Source organism: Rhizobium sp. PL01 (assembly GCF_033447125.1).
Lineage (GTDB): Bacteria > Pseudomonadota > Alphaproteobacteria > Rhizobiales > Rhizobiaceae > Pararhizobium.
Genome location: NZ_JAWQUM010000020.1, coordinates 1 through 21,128 on the forward strand (window position 1 = coordinate 1; position 21,128 = coordinate 21,128).

22 protein-coding genes are annotated in these 21,128 nt (G+C 57.9%); 15 read left to right on the forward strand and 7 right to left on the reverse strand.

Annotation, left to right across the window (positions count from 1 at the left end; genetic code table 11):
• Positions 1-463: hypothetical protein (locus R6X40_RS30650; RefSeq protein WP_318418881.1), on the forward strand; the 463-nt coding region annotated here is incomplete at its 5' end.
• A gap of 76 nt (positions 464-539) precedes the next feature.
• Here R6X40_RS30650 and R6X40_RS30655 read toward each other — a convergent pair.
• Together R6X40_RS30655 and R6X40_RS30660 are read right to left on the reverse strand one after the other, a co-directional pair.
• Positions 540-857 (reverse strand): mobilization protein, encoded by a 318-nt coding sequence (locus R6X40_RS30655; RefSeq protein ID WP_318418882.1) that lies wholly within the window; start codon positions 855-857, stop codon positions 540-542.
• A 72-nt stretch (positions 858-929) separates the two neighbouring features.
• Positions 930-1,685: a YoaK family protein gene (locus R6X40_RS30660; RefSeq protein ID WP_318418884.1), complete on the reverse strand. Its 756-nt coding sequence runs from the start codon at positions 1,683-1,685 to the stop codon at positions 930-932.
• 288 nt (positions 1,686-1,973) lie between these two features.
• Here R6X40_RS30660 and traA point away from each other — a divergent pair, with 288 nt between their 5' ends.
• Both traA and R6X40_RS30670 read left to right on the forward strand, forming a co-directional pair.
• Positions 1,974-5,486: a Ti-type conjugative transfer relaxase TraA gene (gene traA, locus R6X40_RS30665; RefSeq protein WP_318418885.1), complete on the forward strand. Its 3,513-nt coding sequence runs from the start codon at positions 1,974-1,976 to the stop codon at positions 5,484-5,486.
• Between the two features lie 8 nt (positions 5,487-5,494).
• Positions 5,495-6,247, forward strand: coding sequence for a DUF6118 family protein (locus R6X40_RS30670; RefSeq protein WP_318418886.1), 753 nt, complete (start codon positions 5,495-5,497; stop codon positions 6,245-6,247).
• A 670-nt stretch (positions 6,248-6,917) separates the two neighbouring features.
• Here R6X40_RS30670 and R6X40_RS30675 read toward each other — a convergent pair.
• From R6X40_RS30675 to R6X40_RS30685, 3 genes are all read right to left on the reverse strand, one after another.
• Positions 6,918-7,538: an RBBP9/YdeN family alpha/beta hydrolase gene (locus R6X40_RS30675; protein WP_318418887.1), complete on the reverse strand. Its 621-nt coding sequence runs from the start codon at positions 7,536-7,538 to the stop codon at positions 6,918-6,920.
• 27 nt (positions 7,539-7,565) lie between these two features.
• Entirely contained in the window at positions 7,566-7,754 is a 189-nt protein-coding gene (locus R6X40_RS30680; protein WP_318418889.1) for a hypothetical protein, read from the reverse strand.
• Positions 7,755-8,325: 571 nt separating this feature from the next.
• Positions 8,326-9,111, reverse strand: a complete 786-nt coding sequence (locus R6X40_RS30685) for a pseudouridine synthase (RefSeq protein ID WP_412178501.1) — start codon at positions 9,109-9,111, stop codon at positions 8,326-8,328.
• A gap of 518 nt (positions 9,112-9,629) precedes the next feature.
• Here R6X40_RS30685 and R6X40_RS30690 point away from each other — a divergent pair.
• The 11 genes from R6X40_RS30690 to R6X40_RS30740 all read left to right on the forward strand — a co-directional run bounded on the left by R6X40_RS30690 (position 9,630) and on the right by R6X40_RS30740 (position 18,278).
• Entirely contained in the window at positions 9,630-9,815 is a 186-nt protein-coding gene (locus R6X40_RS30690) for a hypothetical protein (RefSeq protein ID WP_318418891.1), read from the forward strand.
• Positions 9,816-9,967: 152 nt separating this feature from the next.
• Positions 9,968-11,320 carry a glutamine synthetase family protein gene (locus R6X40_RS30695; RefSeq protein ID WP_318418892.1) on the forward strand — a complete coding sequence of 451 codons (1,353 nt, stop codon included), beginning with the start codon at positions 9,968-9,970 and terminating at the stop codon, positions 11,318-11,320.
• 231 nt (positions 11,321-11,551) lie between these two features.
• Positions 11,552-11,863 (forward strand): hypothetical protein, encoded by a 312-nt coding sequence (locus tag R6X40_RS30700; RefSeq protein ID WP_318418893.1) that lies wholly within the window; start codon positions 11,552-11,554, stop codon positions 11,861-11,863.
• A gap of 9 nt (positions 11,864-11,872) precedes the next feature.
• A complete protein-coding gene (locus tag R6X40_RS30705; RefSeq protein ID WP_318418895.1) occupies positions 11,873-12,256 on the forward strand; it encodes a hypothetical protein in 384 nt (127 codons plus the stop codon).
• 11 nt (positions 12,257-12,267) lie between these two features.
• Positions 12,268-12,435 carry a hypothetical protein gene (locus tag R6X40_RS30710; RefSeq protein ID WP_318418976.1) on the forward strand — a complete coding sequence of 56 codons (168 nt, stop codon included), beginning with the start codon at positions 12,268-12,270 and terminating at the stop codon, positions 12,433-12,435.
• Between the two features lie 10 nt (positions 12,436-12,445).
• A complete protein-coding gene (locus R6X40_RS30715; RefSeq protein WP_318418896.1) occupies positions 12,446-13,843 on the forward strand; it encodes an APC family permease in 1,398 nt (465 codons plus the stop codon).
• 60 nt (positions 13,844-13,903) lie between these two features.
• A complete protein-coding gene (locus R6X40_RS30720) occupies positions 13,904-14,599 on the forward strand; it encodes a hypothetical protein (protein WP_318418897.1) in 696 nt (231 codons plus the stop codon).
• A gap of 9 nt (positions 14,600-14,608) precedes the next feature.
• Positions 14,609-14,872: a hypothetical protein gene (locus R6X40_RS30725; RefSeq protein ID WP_318418899.1), complete on the forward strand. Its 264-nt coding sequence runs from the start codon at positions 14,609-14,611 to the stop codon at positions 14,870-14,872.
• A 409-nt stretch (positions 14,873-15,281) separates the two neighbouring features.
• On the forward strand, positions 15,282-15,947 hold the full coding sequence (locus R6X40_RS30730) for a L,D-transpeptidase (protein ID WP_318418900.1): 666 nt from the start codon (positions 15,282-15,284) through the stop codon (positions 15,945-15,947).
• 13 nt (positions 15,948-15,960) lie between these two features.
• Entirely contained in the window at positions 15,961-16,497 is a 537-nt protein-coding gene (locus R6X40_RS30735) for an OmpA family protein (protein WP_318418901.1), read from the forward strand.
• Between the two features lie 506 nt (positions 16,498-17,003).
• Positions 17,004-18,278, forward strand: coding sequence for a pilus assembly protein TadG-related protein (locus R6X40_RS30740; protein WP_318418902.1), 1,275 nt, complete (start codon positions 17,004-17,006; stop codon positions 18,276-18,278).
• Positions 18,279-18,619: 341 nt separating this feature from the next.
• Here R6X40_RS30740 and R6X40_RS30745 read toward each other — a convergent pair whose 3' ends face one another.
• A complete protein-coding gene (locus R6X40_RS30745) occupies positions 18,620-19,012 on the reverse strand; it encodes a GFA family protein (protein WP_318418904.1) in 393 nt (130 codons plus the stop codon).
• 70 nt (positions 19,013-19,082) lie between these two features.
• Complete coding sequence (locus R6X40_RS30750) at positions 19,083-20,420, reverse strand: aspartate aminotransferase family protein (RefSeq protein WP_318418905.1); 1,338 nt, start codon at positions 20,418-20,420, stop codon at positions 19,083-19,085.
• 144 nt (positions 20,421-20,564) lie between these two features.
• Between R6X40_RS30750 and R6X40_RS30755 the strand changes: the two genes are divergently transcribed.
• Positions 20,565-21,113: a cupin domain-containing protein gene (locus R6X40_RS30755; protein ID WP_318418907.1), complete on the forward strand. Its 549-nt coding sequence runs from the start codon at positions 20,565-20,567 to the stop codon at positions 21,111-21,113.
• Positions 21,114-21,128: the final 15 nt, after the last annotated feature.

The window sequence follows — 21,128 nt, forward strand, 5'->3', positions numbered from 1 at the left end:
TGGAGTGAGTGCGTTATTGCAGCCTCACTTTGCCAGAGCTTCGGCCGCTGTTCACTCCCCATGGGATCTTGAAAGCCGGGCTGTGATTCCGGCGCGGTCGTCTTATCATGCCACCTCCTGTTCTCGGTTTCTAAGCCGAACTCAGACGCAAATTCCACTTATCCTGGCTGCGAAGATTTCCGAGCCACGTTTAAACATCGCCGAAAATGCCCTGGTGATCCTCATTATTTGTCGTCCTCACGCTCTAGTTGGTGCGTCTGTTTGCCAGTTTGGGTGTCAGGCAAAAACTGATGTCGATCAGGCCCGGCAAAACTTCTGCCGGCACGTCCCTGATCTGAAGCGTCCAAAGACTTTTTCCGCGATTCCAAGCATGCCGCCAAACGTTTCGCGGGAAAGACCGACCGCCTTACGCTCCTACCTGATGGTGTGTGCGAGATACTTTCCCAACTCGGGCAATTTCTGAACACCAGCAAATCCGGGCCGCCGATACATTGATTTAATGTTTCCGTTTTCGCGGCTTTCGACCAAGCTCCGCGCAATTATCTGTCGTGCAGATTTGTCGGTCCTTGACTGCGTCGTGCGTGCGGATCCACTGTGGGCGCATTGAGGATCTCGTCGAAGAGCGCTTTATCTCCATCCCGCGTCAGAAAGCCTGGCAGTTCTGCACACAGCCAATCGCTGAGACGTCGCGTGAAGTCGGCGTCGTTAGAGTTCTCCAGTCGATGCAGGACAAGTGCACCCAACAAAACCTTGCGGCGGGTATCGTCCTTGCGATCCTGTTGACCAAGCCGCGCTTTCAGAGTTTTGCGCTGCACCTCGATCTGCGCCAGACGTTCCTCGATGGATTTGCGTGGCATGGTCTATGTACCTTTCTTCCATTCGGGGTTAGCGAATATTTCGGTGACAGAGATTACAGGCCAGGGGTCGGGTCATCGGAGTTCGACATAGGAGCGGGCTCCACCACACGGCCAGAAAGTGCGGCGTGCGCTTGAGATCCCCATCATGGCGATGAAGAACAGAAGCATTGACGCGACGATCAGAAGCCAGCCGGTGATGGCCTGATAGAGGAGGACGCCGAGAATGCCGCTGAGCAGGAACGCAGCAATGGTGTAAAAGTGCAGGCGCAATTTTGAGAGATTGAATACAGCATCAGTTTCGCGAGCACGGCCGCTCAGAATGTCGAAAGCGATCCCCAGTTTAATGCCGATATCGGTCGCCATGCCGGAGACGTGGGCGGTGCGAGCGCGCGCGCCGGAGATCCGCGTCACGACCGCGTTTTGTAATCCCATCAGGAAAGCAAGACCTAGAACCACCACAGATACGCGCCAGGTACCCAGCATGCAAAGATCGGCGATCGCCAGCAACGCCAGTAGAATGGCTTCGCCCAGAATGTTGTAAGCGTAGATGCCTTGGATGTTTCGTCGCCGTCCGGCATTGATCAACAGTGTCGAAAGACTCGCGCCAATGATGAATGCGACAGCAATGGTGAAATAGAACAACCCGGAGAGCCATTGGCCGATAGCGATATGGTCAGAGAGAATGGAGACATTGCATGTCATGTTGGCAGAGAAGAAGCCGACTGAATAAAAGGCTGATGCAGGGAGCGCGCCGGCAATTCCCGCAAGCGTGCAGACTAGATTAAGATCTATGCGTGGGTTTCGAGCGGTTCCCTGCTGCACCAGCATACGATGTTGTTCCTCGGGAGTTCCAAATCATCAACGGCGTGGATATGCCCCATAGAATATCTGATTGCGAGCAAGCCTCAACCCAAAAAATGCAATCCCAAGTTATCTTGCCTTGAAATATCTGCTTCAAGTTGGCAAACTCCACCGATGAAATTGTTTCGTTGGGGCTGACCGAGAGCGCCAAATCGTGGCCGAAGGAGCGGAGCGTTAGAGGTTACAAGGGCGCACTTACGGGTTGCTGCGCAACCCAGATGCGTCGATCGGAGATCGGGAGGGGAGATAGATCGAATGGCGATCTATCATTTGAGCATGAAGCCTGTCGCGCGCGGTTCCGGCCGAAGTGCTGTGGCTGCTGCGGCCTATCGAGCTGCGGAAAAGCTGACCAATGAGCGCGACGGCCTGGTGCACGACTTTCGCGACAAGCAGGGCGTCGAGCATGCCGAGATCGTGCTTCCGGACGGCGTGTCGGCTGAATGGGCGAAGGACCGTTCCGCTTTGTGGAATGCGGCGGAGTTTGCGGAAAACCGCAAGGACGCCCGTGTCGCTCGCGAATTCGAAATTGCCCTGCCGCATGAACTGTCGTCGCAGCAGCGGATTGGATTGGCGCGGGAGTTCGCTCAAGGCCTTGCGGATCGCTATGGCACGGCGGTGGATTTCGCTGTGCATCATCCTCATGTCGAGGGGGACGTTCGTAATTATCATGCGCATGTGTTGATGACGACGCGAACGGTGGGACCGGAGGGCCTTGGGGCGAAGACCCATATCGAGCGCGCCAACAAGGAGCTGTTGCCCGAGGGGCTCCCAACTTCACAGATGCAGATCCGCGATATCCGGCAATCGTTCGAGCACATGGCCAACGAGCACCTGGCGCGGGCGGGTCTGGAAATCCGGATCGATCATCGTTCGCATTCGGAGCGCGGTCTTGAGATAGAGCCAACCGGACATATGGGTGTGCATGCCACACAGATCGACCGGCAGGGCGGGGAAGTGTCGCGCACGCGGCTGGATGACGAGGCTGCAAGGCGCAATGCCGACCTGATCCGGGAAAAGCCGGAAGAGGTTTTAACAATCATTACCGGTGAGAAGAGCGTGTTCGATCGCCACGATGTCGCACGGACGCTGCATCGCTACATCAACGACGATGCGCAGGCATTCCAGAATGCGTTTGCGGCTGTGATGGCATCGAAGGCGCTGGTCGAATTACAGGCGGAGCGGGCGAACCCCGAGATGGGCGTGATCGAGCTTGCGCGGTATTCTACCCGCGAAATGGTGGGGATCGAAAGCGCCATGGCTGACCGTGCTGAGGTCATGAAACATGCGCGGAGCCATGGCGTTGATCGGCATCATGTCGTTCGTTCGATAGAAAAGCAGGACAAGGCGATCCGGTCAAGCGCCGGGGATCGTTCGGCTGCGTTGTCACGTGAGCAGCGCCAGGCGATCGAGTACATCACCGGGCCAGAGCGGATCGCGGCTGTCGTCGGTTACGCCGGCGCTGGCAAGAGCACGATGCTCGCCGCTGCGCGCGAGGCATGGGAGCGCCAAGGCTACACGGTGCACGGAGCGGCTTTGTCAGGAAAGGCCGCCGAGGGACTGGAAGAGTCTTCCGGTATTGCCTCACGGACATTGGCATCTTGGGAATATCGTTGGCAGTCGGGCGCCGACCGCAGGTCTGATCGTCATCAACTTGGCCGTCGCGATGTGTTCGTCATCGATGAAGCTGGCATGGTCGGAAGCCGGCAACTTGCGCGGTTCATTGGGGAGGCGGAGAGGACCGGTGCGAAGATTGTCCTCGTTGGCGATCATGAGCAGCTACAGGCGATCGGCGCCGGTGCACCATTCCGGGCCATCGCCGAGCAGATCGGCCACGCCGAATTGTCCGAAATACGCAGGCAGCGTGCGGACTGGCAGCGCGAGGCGTCGGTATCGTTTGCGACCCATACAACGGCAGAGGGCCTGGCCGCCTATCGAGAGCATGGCGACATCAGATTCGCCGAGACACGCGACGGCGCGCGCGCCGAAATCGTGCGGGATTACCTTGCCGATCTTGACGCGCGTCCGGAGGGAAGCCGGGTGGCGATGGCACATCGTCGTGTCGATGTTCGCGCCCTCAATGACGAGATCAGATCGACACTGCAGGACAGTAATCAGCTGGGGCGTGGCGAAGAAGGTGGCGAGGTACTCTTCCAGACCAATGATGGCAAACGGGCGTTCGCGCCTGGTGACCGCTTCGTCTTCCTGCAGAACGATCGCGGCCTTGACGTTAAGAATGGCACGTTGGGAGAGGTGCTGTCCGTCGAGCCGGATGCAATACAGGTTCGGCTCAACGGAAAGAGTGCTGGCGTAGACGCCCGCGAGGTGACGGTATCGGTCAAAGATTATCAAAGTTTTGACCATGGCTACGCAACGACGATCCACAAGAACCAAGGCTCGACGGTGGACCATGCATTCGTCATGGCGTCGGGCTCGATGGACCGGCATTTGACCTATGTCGCCATGACCCGTCATCGCGACGGCGTCGAGCTCTATGCCAGCGCTGAAGAGTTCAGCGACCGCAAGGCAGGCCGATTGGTCGAGCACGGAACAGCCCCCTATGAAAACACGCCCGGAAATCGCGACAGCTATTTCGTGACGCTGGAAAACGACAAGGGTGAAAAGCATACAACCTGGGGCGTGGACATCAAACGGGCGATGTCGGAGGCCAAGCCCGAGATCGGGGCGAAGATAGGGCTTGAGCATGGCGGATCGGAAACTGTGCGGCTTCCTGACGGTCAGACGGTCGAGCGGAACTCTTGGAAGGTCCACAGCGCCGACGAGCTGGCGTTCAAGCAGTTGGAAGAGCGTCTCAGCCGGTCGGGCGTCAAGGAAACCACGCTGGACTATACACGTGATTTAGGCGAACGCCGATTTGCCGAACGAAGGGGGATGGCCGAGCAACCTGGGATATGCAGCGAGATTACTCTTGCAGCAACTCGCGGGCAGGAACGCGAGGATAATACTGCTCGCAAGCAACCGCAGACACAGCGACCCAGCCCGTTCGCCGGCCTGAAACTTCGGCGCGGCGCACCACCCAAGGTAGCCCCGGCTCAGTATCAAGCCGACAGGCCCCGGAATCAGCCACAGACGACGGAACCTCCCAAGCGGCGGATGTTCGACGGATTGAGGCTCAATGCGGATCGTGGTTTCACGCGGGACCGCGGCGATGTATCGCGACTGCTGCGGGCGGAGAGGGATGAGAGCTTGCGGCCGATGTCGGGATTCGAGCAGTCCGTCGATCGGTTCGCCCGGGCCTTGAGTGCGGTCGAACGACATGATCGCCAAGGATTGCCGGTTCTGGAAGCTCAGAAATCTGAATTGCGACAGGCGAGCCTTGGGCTCGATCAGCAGCGGCCGGGCGCGTCCCGTCTGATGATATCGGCCATCCAGCACGATCCGCAGACTGATCGCGCCGTGAACGAGCTTTCTGGCCGCGAGCGTGTGGGCCAGCTTGTCGCTGGCATGGACCGGGAGCGTGCCTTGCAAGCCGACCCGAATGTCAGGGCCGATCGGCTGATCAATCGCTGGCAGGAATTACAGGGCGAACGCAAGGAGCTTGCCGGCTGGGAGCATGACGAGGCGCGGGGCAAGGTCGAGGGGCAATTGCGTCAGGTGGCGGGTGCGATAGAGCGGGATCCACAGGTCGAAACCATCGTTCTCAACCGAGCGCAGGAACTCGGGATCGGCTCCCTTAAGCGTGATCACAAGATCACCCAGCAGATGGAACAGCAGCTTACGCGCGGGCGCAGGCAGGAGCTTGAACGATAGGAGCAGGCATGACGGATGACGACACAGGGCCATTCGAGCGGGGAGGCATCGACAGCCAGGAGCATGCGCCTGGCGATCCGGCACAGGCGTTCGAGGCACTCCGTCGAACGGTTGAGGACATCTCCGATGATCTCGTGCGGGAAATGACGACGATCCGGAAAGGCGTCGAAGCGGCCTTGGACGCTCAAGAGAAAGTCCAGCAGCCGATCGATTATGGCGAAGACCTCGCGCAGCTCGCCCAGAACCAAGTCGTGATCGCGCAGCATCTCGAAGCTCTCGGGAAATCACCCATCCTCAAAAATGGACCCGCACATTACGCTCGCGCGCTTGAGCACAGTGGCGAGAGCCTCGTGAAGACGGCCGCACACCAGCTTCAGAACGAGAGCCGGGATTTCCAGCAGCTGGCGCGTGAATTAGCAGGACAGATGACAAGCGCCCGCGAGCGCCGAACACAAAATCAATGGCTCTTGGTTATCGGTTTAGTCGGCGGGGCCGCTGGCATTCTTGCGACCTTGTTCCTGCCGAGCCTATTGCCGTTTTCCGCCGCACCGCGTGTCGCAAGCTTCGTCATGGCGAAATCGCCGTGGCGTGCAGGCATGGACCTCATGGCGTTCGATAGTCCGGAGTCTTGGTCCCGGGTGGTGTCGGCTGATCAACTGATCGAAGCGAACAAGGCGCAGGTGGCGACCTGCCTTAAAGCTGCCACCGAGGCCAGCAAGGATTACAAATGCACGATCACCGTACCTGCGCCAGTGCGGTAGCGTAAGTTTGTCGAGGGTTCGTGTATGCAGCGATTCCAAAGAACATTCTTGCACCTTCATCGGCCTATTCATTTTTGCGCTCGCAGGAAATGTGATCGCGCAGCCGTGGCAAAGCGCTGATCCGTTGTCTTCCGGCTGTTCCGCTCATTCCGGGTGTGGATCAACAGCCCTGCGGATGTTCTAATAGGTGCCATACGGCGCGCACGCGGCGTTTTATCAGGCATAGCTGGTCTCCTTGTTTTGGATTGGGCGAGACTGTTTCAGCGGACGCGGGAGACATGGTGTGGTTGACCCAGGCTCCTAAGCGTCCTTGAGAAAGTCGTCTGTTCGCGCCCGCGATGATGTGGGAGGGCGAGATATAGCAGGTCGAAAGGTTGCGGCAGCTAGGCGAGCGCATCTCGGAGGTGTTCGGGTTCGCTTGCAGCGTTTTTCATAGGCCCTATCCCGGCCCATCCGTGCCTGGATCGCCAATCCGTATCTGGGCGCCGATCCTGCTGTTGCAGGGGTACTTTCGCAGGTTTTCAGCTTTTGTTGCCCGCTACGGTGTGCCGCATAACCATTATTGCGTCAGGTGCGGCGTCGAAGCGAGCCGCGCTGTTGGAACTCGCGGAATGGGCCACCGACTGACGCATCTCCCAAATATGGGGCAAACAAGCTTGCGATTGTTTTCTTAGCGGGAAGTGCTGGTCTTGATCGCTCGTGCCGCCAAAACCTCAACGCCTTGTGCCTGAGGCTGGGCGTAATTTCTGTTCGCCTTTGCATTCATTTTCAGCAGGGTCAACAATTCGTAGCCCCCCGTCCACCGGCCGAAACCGCTTTCGATATTTATGTGACCGGCTGGCCCGATGTTTCTGACCTGGGTTTTCCAGAGGCGGCCGTAGAGCGACAGGCTTTCCAACGGCATATAGATGTCGTTCAAGCTTCCAACGGTGATTGTTGGAAAGGGAAGAACGCGGGTCGGCATCCGGCCAAAATGGATTGCGCCTGGATGAAGATTTTCCGTGGTGGACAAATCACAGGGCGCAACCAGCAAAGCACCTTTGATCAACTTAGCCGATGGCCTATCGGCGCATTTTGCAGCCAGCAGGCACCCAAGACTGTGGGCCACGATGTAAGCTGGCCCTTGCTGAACAAGCACCTCTTCAAGACGGTTTGTCCAGGCTTCAACCCTTGGCGATTTCCAGTCATCCTGCTCGACCAAACGGCTTTCCGCATTGTCCTGCAGCCAGAACCGCTGCCAATGTCCGTCGTTAGACCCGTTTAATCCAGGTAAGATCAGGGTGGGTGTCATTTGGTTACTCCTCACCATTTAACGCCGTCAGCTTTGGAAATAGCGCGCCCGCTCCAGTTCCGAGATCTCCTGTGAAATCTCGGATATGCGCTCGCGCAGATCGCACCGTGCCCTGTAGCCCATTCCCGAAAAGCCCGCGTCGTCTAGATCGAGCTTTGTTTCCAATTTGTCCCTCATGGCTTGAAGGCGGTCAAAATGTCTCAGCAGGCTCATCATGTCCTCACATCTGCAACGCGAAATGCCATGACCTGTCGATCAGGGCAGAGTGAGTATTATTATCCATAAATTTAATAGACAAAAGAAACTGCAGATTATTCGCAGCGGCGATTGCGGAAATTCGCGGCTGTTGGTCATTGAGGAGATGAAAAAAACTCGACGCGAAATACGGTTTCACCTTTCCAGCACGCGGCGCGCATCAAAACTTGACCAGGGCCGCTACCCGTGGACATTTTCTCCACCGCTCATGTGAACAAGCGGTAGGAGGCGCTTTTTCCGGTGGGTACAAAAATGCGGGTTGGCATTGGGCTTTGGGCAAAACATCTAATTTTGGGGAGATTGTAGGACGTCATTCGTTGTTCTCTGCCGCTGAATTGAGCATATTGACGGTGGTTGAAGCTTCCGATGGCCTCTCCTCCCGGTCCATCGCTTCAACCGTTCCCTCTGGAGGTTGATCCTTCAAAACTCAGGGTCTCCGTTTACTGGAGGCCCTTTTTTCTGAGGTGATTTTGAAGAATTCCCAGGTTGAGGTCAGGGCGGCTGGCGCATTGCGGATTGTAGTTTGGGTGGCTTACCCGGTCTTCGTCCGCCGCCGCAGTATCTCGACCTCATGCCGATCAAGAGTGCGGGCCGTACCCTTCGCCAGATCCCCCAGCTTGATATCATCAATCGCGACCCGGACCAGCCGGAGGCATTCCATATCCAGCCCTTTGAGCATTCTACGGATTTGCCGGTAACGCCCCTCCCTCAACTCGACCTCAAGCCAGGTGTTTCTGTCTCCCGAACGCAGAATCTTGACGGCTGAAGCCTTGAGCATTTCGCCGCCCTCGCACACGCCGCAACGCATATGGGCAACCATATCGTTAGTCGGCGCACCCTTGACCTGAACATGATAAATCTTGCCGACATTGGTGACCGGGTCGAGCAGACGCTGGGCGAGCACCGTATCATTGGTGAACAGCAGCAATCCTTCGCTTGCCTTGTCCAGACGGCCAACGGGGGAAAGGAAAGGATTATCCATGTGCTCGAGGCAGTCGAAGACCGTCGGGCGTCCTTCCGGATCGATCCTCGTGGTGACCATGCCACGTGGTTTGTTGAGCATGAGATAGACGCTGGATTGCGCAACAAGACGAACGCCATCAACCGCTATCGTGTCCGTATGAACGTCAGCCCAGGCCAAGATATTGGTAACCACCCGCCCGCCGAGTGTGACGCGCCGTTCGGCGACGAGCTTTTCGGCTTGTGTGCGGGAGCAATAGCCAAGTTTGGAAAGCGCGCGGCAGATGGTTGCGCGCGCGCCGTTGTCGGATGCCTGTTTAGCCAAGTCGAAGTATTCCGGAAGCTTTGCTGCCTGAATTGCGCCGATATACCCGCATGGTTTGCAATTACGGCGCCAATCAACCAGGCAGCGCGGAGGTCAAACGTGGGTGGGTATCGAATTCCCGGAGACCTGCAACGGGGTGCGCAATGGCGGTCGAGTGATCATGTTAGAAACCTGGCCTTCCCGAACGTCAAGCCAGGGCTTCTTCAACGTTCGGGCTAATTGCCGGTTTTCGAGAGTTTAGACTCTCGCCGAAGGTGGATCACGATACTCGACATCATGCCGTTGCGTTGAACCAAACCCGGTTCGAAGTCAAGCCGGACAGCCTGCGGCGCTTTATCCAATCAGCGGCGATCTTCACCTGCAGTGATCGGATCAAGGTGCTGACTGCTCCGGTGGGGCCGGCATGTCGTGCATTCTTAAACCTATTGCGCGCCATTCTCCCGTTGGTGTGACGATTGAAGTTCCCGATGTCATCGCAATCGCCTGTTTCTACTGGTGGATCTGGAATCCAAAAATGGCATTGGACATGAGGAAAACGGCTTGCCAATCTGATGCTTATCGATACCTTTGCGAGCATCCCGATCGCTCTCAACGAACCGGAAGCAACGCCTAAGAGCAAAGCACTGCAGATGCCCCGTCTAATATCGACCGCTACCATGCTTGAGACCATGTTTGCCGGTGGGCTGCTGCTCTGCAAAGACAACAATTTCCCGCAAACCGGGGTAAACGTGGCATGACGTGTGCGATGGAGCACTTTTCGTCGCGCCGGACATTTTCCCGATGCCAGTAAGGTTGGGGACGCGCTGCCCGTTCAGCGACGGCACGTAATGTCAGCCGTCAGAAATTGCAATGAAATCCATGCGTCGCCAAAGCCCTGAGGGAGTACATCATGACCAACGAAATCAAGGGGCTATTGGCTGGACAAGACCCAGTGCGCAGCGCCTACGTTCTGGCCGCGACCTGCGATCTCAACGGCTGCTTTCGCGGCAAACGCGTCGAGGCAGCATCGCTCGACAAGATTTTGAAGAGCGGTATCCGTATGCCGATGTCCTCCATCGGAGTCGATATCTGGGGGACGGATGTCTTTGCAAATTCGCTGACGCTGGACCAGGGCGATCTGGACGGCATTTGTGAACCGACGGAGCGCGGACCGATTCCGTTGGCCTGGTCCGCAACGCAGGCGCAGTTCGTGCCGATGTGGATGCGCGCGGAAACCGGCGAGCCGTTTTTCGGCGATCCGCGCCGGACGTTGGCACATATCCTCGACAAGTTTCGGGCGGTTCGACTGACCCCTGTCGTTGCGACAGAAGTCGAATTCTATCTGATTGACCCCAAATCGCCGCGAGCCAAGCCGTTGACGCAGATGCCGGTTGGCCATGCGGATGCCAAGGATACCATCTACTCGCTGGAGGAACTGGCCGAGGTTGGCCCTTTCCTCGATGATGTCTACGCGATGGCCGCTGCATGCGGTGTCGCTGTCGATGCCGCAACGTCGGAGAGTGGGCCGAGCCAGTTCGAGTTCAACTTAGTGCATGGTCCCGATGCGCTGAAGGTGGCCGACGATACCGTCTTCTTCAAGCAGATCGTTCGCAACATGGCACGCAAGCACGGGTTCGCCGCGACGTTCATGGCCAAGCCGTACCCCGCACATTCCGGCAGCGGGCTGCATGTGCATTTCAGCATCGTGGATGCGCAAGGCCGCAATGTCTTCGACAATGGCGGTCCGGAAGGCACGGATTTGATGCGGCAGGCAGTGGCCGGCCTGATCGATGCGATGCCCGATTGCACCGCTTTGTTTGCGCCGCACCTGAACTCGTTTCGCAGGCTCTGCCCGGATAGCCTGGCGCCTACCACAGCGGCCTGGGGTTATGAAAACCGGACAGCTGCAATCCGCATTCCCGGCGGTCCCGCCGTTGCCCGCCGGATCGAACACCGCGTCGCGGGTATTGATGCCAATCCTTATCTCGTGATCGCGGCCATTCTGGGGGCGGCAATTGACGGGATCAACCGGCATGCCGAACCACCAATGCCAACGGCTGGCAATACCTACGCCAGCGACGCGAAGTCCCTTCCTACCACATGGCCGGCCGCACTCGATCTGTTCGAGCAAAGCGAGATCGTCAAACGGATTTTCCAGCCGAAACTCATTGAGATGTTTTCCACTTGTAAACGCCAGGAACTCGCCGTGTTCAACCGCGATATTTCCGACCTGGAATATGCAAGCTATCTGCACAGCGTTTAATTCGGAGAGATCTCCGGGCTGAAATAGCCAATCTTGATTTGCCGAAACGAGAATCCCGACCGCCGGTGACGATGGTGGCTGGCGCGTCCTTTATTGCCCTCTTTTTTAGCAAATGCGGCATTTTGGCGCACGCCTGGCTTGACCAAATGGCCGGAGCGCAATATTCGTTGGAGGAAAATAATTTGCCTTTAAGGCAATATTGGACTTGAAAGCGTATTCTGGGAGGAACGCATGATAATCCACGAGGCAGGTGCCGACGCGCACCTTGCGACCCGCATTGACCGGATGCACTCACGCGACAGGGCAGGCCTGATTGTCTTCATAACGGTGCTGTGGTGCACGATGGTGTTCGCACTGGTGACGATATGGCCCTACATCTCCGTGCCTGCCATCCGTATCATCCTGACAACCGCTTGTGGCTTGGTTCTGGTATTTAATACTGCGGCCATTCTTGCCATGCTCAAGCACTACCAGGAAGACAAGCATTTCATTTACGGGCTCGACCTCAAACATCTCGACGAGATGCGCCGCCGCAAGCGTTAGGAGGAAATCATGGCTTATAAACCACCGAAACAAAGCTTCGCCGGGCAGATTTTCGACGTCATCACCCTCTTGGTTCTGACAGTCGGGGCGCTCTATCTTCCACTCTATCTTGGCCTCGCAGGTGCGGCCAAGACGCCCGCGCCCATCGCCAACCCGACGTGGGAGGCGCTCGGCCAGAATGCCACCGAGCAGCAGCAGTGGGCCGCGCTTGGCGTCACTGATCCGGCGGCGGCCAACGACATCATTACCGCCCGTTTCGACTATTCGTTCAGCTGGATAGCCCTCGTGGTCATGGCAATCCTGGTGATCGGATATTTCGTTCTGGTCGTGCGGCTGTCGGACAGGGAATATCGCGACGTCATCGCTGAACGCTTCGGCGCCAAGAAGAAATAGTGGGGGCACCAATGGATATCTGGACTGTTCTGGAATACGCGGCCTGGGCCCTTTCGGCGGTCTTCGCCTTTTTGATGCTGTCCGACATGGTGCGCATCGACACCACCTATGACAACGACCTGCTGACATCATCCCGCGAAGGCGAGATCGAAGCGGCAGCCGAACGTCACACACTGTGAGGGGCAAGACATGGTAGACACCAAAACCGCCGTCGGCCAGCCTGAGCGGCTGCAGCTTCTGCGTGTCCTTGGACCCGCTCATATCTGGGCACTCGGCGTCGGCATCGTTCTCGTCGGCGAATATATGGGATGGAATTTCGCCGTTGGCAAAGGCGGCATGATTGCTGGCTTGATCGCCTGCTGGGTGGCCGGCCTGCTTTATACCTGCGTGGCAATGATCGATTCCGAGGTAACATCAACCGTTGCCGCAGCCGGTGGCCAATATGCACAGGCCAAACACATTGTCGGTCCGCTGATGGCCTTCAATGTCGGGCTGTTCCTCGTCATGGCCTATACAATGCTCGAGGCCGCCAACGCCATCACCATCGGCTTCCTGCTCGACACGGTGGCCGGCATGCAAGGCCATACGGGCCTGCACCAGCAACCGTTCATCGTTCTCTGCGTGATGTTCCTGGCATGGCTGAATTATCGCGGCGTGCTGGCAACACTGACCTTCAACCTCGTGATCACAGCGGTCGCGTTCATGGCCATCATTGCCCTGTTCCTGTCGGTGCAGTTTGGCGTGTCTAGCGTTCCGCTCGATTTCTCGGCGGTGACCACCGATCCCATGCCATATGGCTGGATCGGCATTCTCGCATCCCTGCACTTCGGTCTCTGGTATTATCTCGGCATCGAGGGCACCTGCCAGGCGGCCGAGGAAGTGCGCTCGCCTGCCCGGTCGCTGCCCTATGGCACCATGGCTGGTATCATGACGCTGCTGATTGCCGCGACCATGACCTGGTATGTCTGCTCTGGGCTTATCCCTTGGGAATATCTCGGTCAGGCCGGAACGCCGCTGTTTGATGCGGCCCGTGTCACCGGCAATCGCGGCTTGATGGTTCTGCTGTTCATCGGCACGATGTTTTCGACACTTGCGTCTGCAAACGGCTGTATCAACGATGCCTCGCGGGCCTGGTTTTCGATGGGCCGTGACCGCTACCTGCCGATCTGGTTCGGTGCGGTGCACCCGGTCTATCGCACGCCTTACCGCTCAATCATCTTCCTCGTGCCGATCGCCTTGATCTTCGCACTCGGCGCACCGCTGGACCAGGTCGTGACATTCTCGATCCTGTCCGGGTTACTGGGCTATACGTTTATGACCTTCAACATGGTGATGTTCCGCAGGAAATGGCCGCTCGACACGATCAAGCGCGGTTATGTGCATCCGATGCACCCCTTGCCGACGATCGTACTCCTGATCCTCTGCGCCACGGCCTATGTTGCCGTGTTCCTGGGCTACGGGACACAGCTCATCGCGATGGTGAGTTTCTATATTATCGCATCGCTGTGGTTCCACTTCCGGCGTTACCGGTTCGTGCGCCGGGGCGATCAGTTCACCATGCCCTGGCCGCGGCCGGAAGGGTATTGATCTGAACTTAACCCGCAGCCGGATCAACGGCTGCGGGTCCACTGCTTGGAGGGACCAGGGTTGACGATATACCACCTGCTCAGCGCCTTTGCCTTGCTGGCCGTCGTCTGGTTCATTCGCGCCGCCATACGTGCACATCATGAGGCGATGCGACAGCGCGGCCGCTTGCTCGATGAAGCCCATGCGCTGCTCAGCGAACCCGGCATCAGCGTTGCGCCAGATCAGTTTCCCGTCGTCACCGGGCTGATCGAAGACGGCCGTCACGTGCGGGTTGAGCTGATCGCCGATACGATGGTGACACGCCGTTTGCCGCAACTCTGGCTGAAGGTGACGTTGTTCGAAAGCGATGCGCGCGACCGTCCGTCGCTTGGCGCGCTCGCCCGTCCGACCGGTTCAGAATATTATTCGCTGGTTCACGGCTTTCCGGAGTGGATGAAACCGCCCGAAATGGGCATGTCGTTGCTGATGCGGGGCGACGGACGCGCGACCGCTGAACAGGCGGCGATCGCCGGCCGGCATTTCCAGCTTCTGTTTGCCGATCAAAAGGTGAAGGAGGCGGTGATGACCTCTAAGGCAAACCGGCTAATCTATCAGGCATCGCAAGGTGAACGTGCGGCGCACATGTTTCTGCGGCAGGCGCGGTTTTCGCTCGAGACGATTCCGGCCGCAACAATCGCTCAGGCCATTGCGCTGGCGGCAGACCTGAGTACGATTTACTCTGAAGCAGACAGGCTAGCTGTCTTGCAAGTTGCTTGAAGGTTGCGCGTGTCGAAACCGGTAAATCCTTACTTCGTTCTCCTTTTGTCGATCGTGCTGCCCGGTGCTGGTCACGTCGCGATCGGCGAGGCACGCCGTGGGCTGGCATTCGCACTGTTCGTCCTGTTGTTTTCATTCCTGACCTACATGACCACCACGCCGGAACAGTCCTTTCTCGGGCGGCATGCGGGCGGATTGTTCATTTGGGCACTCTCGATCCCGGACGCCTATCGCCGGGCACGGGTCCGGTTTTTGATCAGACCCGAAGTCTAGACGAGGACCTAGTCGCGCCCCGTACGGAGACCTCTTGCTATCCGGTTTGATCGCACCACGGCCGAAACTCGTGTTGCCGGTCTAAAGGGTCCACCCACGCCGCCACGGTTGATACAATGTGCTTTCATCCACATGCTTTCCGCCTATGAAGCAGCCATCACTCCAACCGCTGTAACATTATTGGAGGAGGCCGATGTCGGACATCGAGAAACACCTTGAATGCGATGCTCGCTTGGGCTTCTTCGGACGCCCTCTGTCGTGGCCGCCGCCCTAGGCGCTGTGGGCTCAACGCGGAAAGAGGTATTTCAAAAGATTGGCGAAAGAATCGATCCCCAAGAGTTTTCTATTGTAGCAATTTAAAAATCTGATTTACTGGCACTTCGCTGATTGGCTTTGGGGGATATTGCCGATGGAGTCGACCCGTAGGGATATATTGCTTGGTGGCTTGGCGTTACTTGGCGCTGGCACGTTCCATAAACCGGTGTTTGCGGCAGCGGCGTCTTATTTTGCCGGGACAGCCATCGATAACGGCGTAACGTTCCGGACGACCAATTTTGCCAGGATCGACAAACAATGGCGCCGCCAGGTCGTCAAATATTTCAGCACTGAGCCGATCGGCACCGTTGTTGTCGATACGAGGCATCATTTTCTCTACGTGATCATGGAGAACAAGACGGCCATACGCTACGGCGTCGGCGTCGGCCGCGATGGCTTCAAGTGGTTTGGCCGCGCGACGATCGACCAGAAATCACTGTGGCCGCGCTGGACACCACCGTCCGACATGCGCAAGCGCCATCCAGAGCTGCCTGAATTCGTCGACGGAGGCTCACCGAAGAACCCGCTCGGCCCCCGCGCCATGTACCTGCATCGCGACGGCGTCGATACCGGCTACCGCTTTCACGGCACGCTGGAACCGGGCAGTATCGGCAAGGACGCGTCCAGCGGCTGTATCCGCATGTTCAACGAAGACGCCATCGACCTTTATCAGCGTTGTCCCATTGGCACTGCGGTTCAGGTTCTGCCGCACATTGCCGACCAAGCGCCGCAGGTCAGTGAAGTTACCCCGGTCGAATGAGGAATTCCCCTTGATGCCTGCTAAGATCGGATACACGCGGTACCTTTTAGCCGCGGCAATGCTCCTGTTGCTCGCTGCCTGCAACACCACCGATATCGCCTCCGTCGAAGAACCTGCCGCGGTAGCGATGACGGGCCAGACCAACGATCCCGCGCCCGGTTTCGAAACCGTCTCGGCTGGCAGCGAAGAGGACTTTATCCTCAATGTCGGCCGTCGGGTCTATTTTACGCAAGACTCGGCAGCACTTGATTCCGTCGCCAAGGCAACGCTGGATAACCAGGCGGCCTGGCTCAACAGCAATCCCCGTTGGCAGGTCAAGCTGCAGGGGTTTGCTGACGATTCTGGATCCGCGTCCAAAATGGAGGCACTGTCGCAAAAGCGCGCCGATGCGACGATGGCTTATCTGGCTTCGAAGGGTGTGGATGCCCAGCGTATGTGGGCCAAGGGCTATGGCAACGAACGCGAAGTTCGCGACTGCACAGAGCGTTCGTGCAAGGTGCAGAACCGCCGTGTCGTCGCTAATCTGCGCACCCAGCGCGACGCGCTCTGACAATAGGCCGCCTATCACAGTTGCAGACAATAAAACGCGAACGCGTTCTCCTGATTTCAAATGGACTGTCGGGAGCGCCTGATCTTCCTCATTTTCAAACTGCCTCCCAGTCGAAAATTCTATGATTTCATGTCAGTGCAAGGGTGATGCTGCCAATGTCATATTGGCTTCATGTGTGGCACGAGGCGAAACCTGGCTCCCACCCGGCGCCCATTCATAGCAATGCCCATAAGCTGCTATCGTCAAAACGATGACGGTGTTGCCATGCTAATATCCAAATGACCCAAAGTTTGATTTTCTCAAAGCTCCTAACCTGCCCTCCCCCGGGAAAATTGGTAGGGTCTGTAAAGCCACACAGCAGTGCGGTTGTTCTTTGCCGTTATCACACCTGGGCGCATGCAATCTGGGATAGTATACCGTAAATTTCCATTCGGAATTAAATGGTTAGAAAGATTCATGGCCCTGATGTGATGGTGTGGCCTTCACATCATTACAGAGAATACGACATGACTATCTTGGGTTTCCCGATCACACGCTGTGCATTAGCTTGGTTACGTTGCCGATCCGGCAATTTTGGACTTCTGGCGGCGCTGGTGATGATACCGCTCCTGATAGCTGTTGGCGTAGCTATCGACTTTGCAGCCGTCCACCATCGCAAAGCCGCCATGCAGGATGCCGCCCATTCGGCGGCGTTGGCAGCAGCAGCAGGAGGCGCCGGAGGGGAGAAAACCGTCGCGTATGGGCTTCTTGACGCACACCTCGACAGCAGCACCGTCACGGCAGTTGGGGAAGCTCCTAGCTGGGAACACCAAGTCACAGTCGATCGCGACGCCGTGGCGGTAGCGGTCGAAGAAGATTATCCAACCGCCATCATGCATATGTTCGGGTTCAAAACGATACCGGTTTCGGTCGTTGCGAAAGCCGTTAGAGCACCGGGGAGCTCCGCCTGCGTCTTGATCCTTGACCCGAGCAAGGCCGATGCTTTGAGGATCATCAACGCGAACTCCGTGACCAATGAATGCGGTTTCCAGGTGAATTCAGCACATATGCAACGTGCGTTCTACATGGAGAACCAAGGCAAGTTCTGTGCATCGTCGATCGCTGTCAACGGCAGGTCCAAAGTCGTTGGCAAAGTGATTTCACCGCTGCCTGTGGATGGCTCTCCTGTTGTTCCCGATCCTCTGGCCGGCATGGCAGAGCCAGTCGCGCGAACGGCGGCGTGTACGTCCAACGGCCTGAAAACGATCAACAGTCAGGGAAAAACGTCGATTGATCCAGGGATCTATTGCGGCGGATTGACACTGAATGCGAGCGACGACGTCACGCTGAAGCCTGGAATATACACCTTTCGAGGGGGGCCCCTGACGTTGAACACATCTGCCAAGGTGATAGGCAAGGACGTGCTGTTCTATTTCGAAGATGCACAATCGCCATTGATGCTCAACGGAGCTGCGATCCTGCAGGTATCGGCACCAACCATCGGTCCGCATGCCGGTATCCTCATGTTCCAGGGGCGCAAAGCGAAGGAGGACAACGTGCAGTTTCGCATAAACACATCCGCTGGCAGTTTTTACAATGGCGCAATCTACCTGCCATATGCGGTGATCGACTGGAATGTCAGCGGTAGCCTCAATACGGAATCGAGCTATACGGCGCTGATCACCAAAGTGTTGAACCTCTATGTATCGGGTACGGCGCACTTCAAAAAGCCGACGCAAGCTGGCGGCGCTTTTGTCCCGACCGGACTTTCCGGCGGAGGCGGCGTGCGACTCGTGCTGTAGTTTCGGTTTGGCGCCGTCCGCGCCCGGTTGAATTTGTGGTGCTTCTGGGTGTGCTGAAAGTGCCGGCTTCCGTTGCCAGCGAACCTTTTCTGCGCTCGCTGGCAACACCGCTGACGAGCGCGATCTGCCTCGGTCTCTTGTCCCCCGAACTTTATCCGAGTGAGTTTACGTGACCAGTCAGTCCGCTGCCTTTACTCTCCATCCATCGAGCCACGCCCATTCATTTTACGCAGACGTTATCTGGCGAATTAGTGCCATTAATCTCTTCCCTTTTTCTTCATTGGGTGGCCCAGACTTCACGCCTCTAGAGACGCCGCAAGAAACAGTTGGCGTTCTGCGACCTACCCCTCAAAGCGGCTCTCGGCGTCTCGATCGCGGTCGTATCGTCTCATCTGCGGAAACGGAGGCAACCACGCTTCGCGGCGATCTGTCCAGAGTTCGTAGGTCGGCATCAGCTGGTCAGGGCTATCCAGAGATCCGAGGTTCACTTCGATCTCGTCAGCGGAGCGTGCGAAGACGGGCGAGCCGCAGCCGGGACAGAAAAACCGTCCGGCATAGCTGCTGGTTTCTCCCTCGATCGTTACCGCATCCTGCGGGAATATCGCCGAGGCGTGAAAAAGGGCTCCATGATGCTTGCGGCAGTCGAGGCAGTGACAAAGGCCGACCCGGTATGGGGTGCCGGATGCCACAAATCGGACGCTACCGCACAGGCAACCGCCGGTGAACCGGTCCATGCCCTGTCTCCTTCAAAATCAAACGCCCGGCATATCTACGACGAACTGCCGGGCGCCTCAAGCATGCGGGTTATTGCACCCGCTTCAAAGCATCGCCGAGCATCGAGACGATGTCATCGATATGGGATTTCTCGGCGATCAGCGGCGGCGAGAAGGCGATGATGTCACCGGTAACGCGGATCAGCAGGCCGCGCTCGAAGCAATCGACGAAGACATCGTAAGCGCGTGCACCGGGAGCGCCGTCGCGGGAAGACAGCTCAACGCCAGCGATCAGGCCGATGGTGCGGATATCGGCCACATGCGGCAGACCCTTCAGCGCGTGCATTGCTTCATGCCAATGGTCCTGGAGGTCGGCCGCCCGGGTCAATAGGTTCTCGTCCCGGTAGATGTCGAGCGTCGCGATGCCGGCGGCGCAAGCTGCCGGGTGGCCGGAATAGGTGTAGCCGTGGAACAGTTCGATCTGGCCCGCCGGGCCGTGCATCAGGGCATCGTGGACCTTGCGGCTGGCAAACACCGCGCCCATCGGGATCGCGCCGTTGGTCAGGCCTTTTGCCGTGGTGACGAGATCGGGCGTCACGCCGAAATAGTCGGTAGCAAACGGTGCGCCGAGGCGGCCGAAACCGGTGATCACTTCGTCGAAGATCAACAGGATGCCGTGGGTGGAGCAAATCTTGCGCAACCGTTCGAGATAGCCCTTCGGTGGGATCAGCACACCGGTCGAGCCGGCGACGGGTTCGACGATACAGGCCGCGATGGTTTCAGCGCCATGCAGGCCGACCAGTCTTTCAAGATCGTCGGCCAGTTCGGCACCGTACTCCGGTTGGCCTTTGACGAAGGCATTCTTCGAAAGGTCATGGGTGTGGCGCAGATGGTCGGTGCCGGGAAGCTGCGGAAAGACCCGGCGGTTGTTGACGAGGCCGCCAACGGAAATGCCGCCGAAACCGACGCCGTGATAGCCGCGTTCACGGCCAATCAGGCGTGTGCGAGTCCCCTGCCCGATCGATCGCTGGTATGCGACGGCGATCTTGAGGGCGGTGTCGACGGATTCGGAGCCTGAGCCTGTAAAGAAGACACGGTCGAGTTTTCCATCCGCTCCACCCGGCGCGATCTCTGCCAGCCGCTCGGCGAAATCAAAAGCAATCGGGTGGCCCATCTGGAAAGATGGCGCGAAGTCTAGTGTCAACAGCTGACGCTCGACCGCCGACGCGATCTGGCGGCGGCCGTGGCCGGCATTGACGCACCAGAGGCCTGCCGTCCCGTCGAGGATCTTTCGACCATCGACGCTGGTATAGTGCATGCCTTCTGCCGAGGCGAGCAGGCGTGGCGCCGCCTTGAATTGCCGGTTGGCCGTAAACGGCATCCAGTAGCTGTCGAGTCCCGGGGTGTTTGGTTTGCTGTGCTGGTTCATGGCGACCTCCTGTCAGGCCGCGATGACGCCTGATTTCAAATTCCGAAACAAGTCCTTTTCTGCTCAGCTATAAGCCATTGAAAACACTGTCCACGAATTGTAATAGTTTCGATATTTCGAACATGCAAAACAGAGGAATTGCCCATGTCGGTGGATATCGGAAACCGATTGCGCCATCTGCGCCTTCTCAACAATCTGTCGCAGCGGGAACTGGCCAAGCGGGCGGGCGTGACAAATTCGACGATTTCGCTGATCGAATCCAACTCCTCCAATCCATCCGTCGGTGCACTGAAGCGTATCCTCGACGGCATCCCTATCGGCCTTGCGGAGTTTTTTGCTTTCGAGCCAGATCGTCCGAAAAAGGCCTTTTATGGGGCCGACGAACTGGTTGAAATCGGCAAGGGACCGATCTCCTACCGCCAGATCGGCGACAATCTGTTCGGGCGGAGCCTGCAGATTCTCAAGGAATGTTACCAGCCCGGTGCCGACACCGGGAAAGTGCCGCTGGTGCATGACGGCGAGGAAGGCGGGATCGTCCTGTCGGGGCGGCTGGAGGTGACCGTCGATGACGAACGACGGATTCTTGGACCGGGCGATGCCTACTATTTCGAGAGCCGCCGCCCCCACCGGTTCCGCTGTGTCGGCCCGGTGGCGTGCGAAATCATCAGCGCCTGCACGCCACCAACGTTCTGACCGGCGGACGCGACT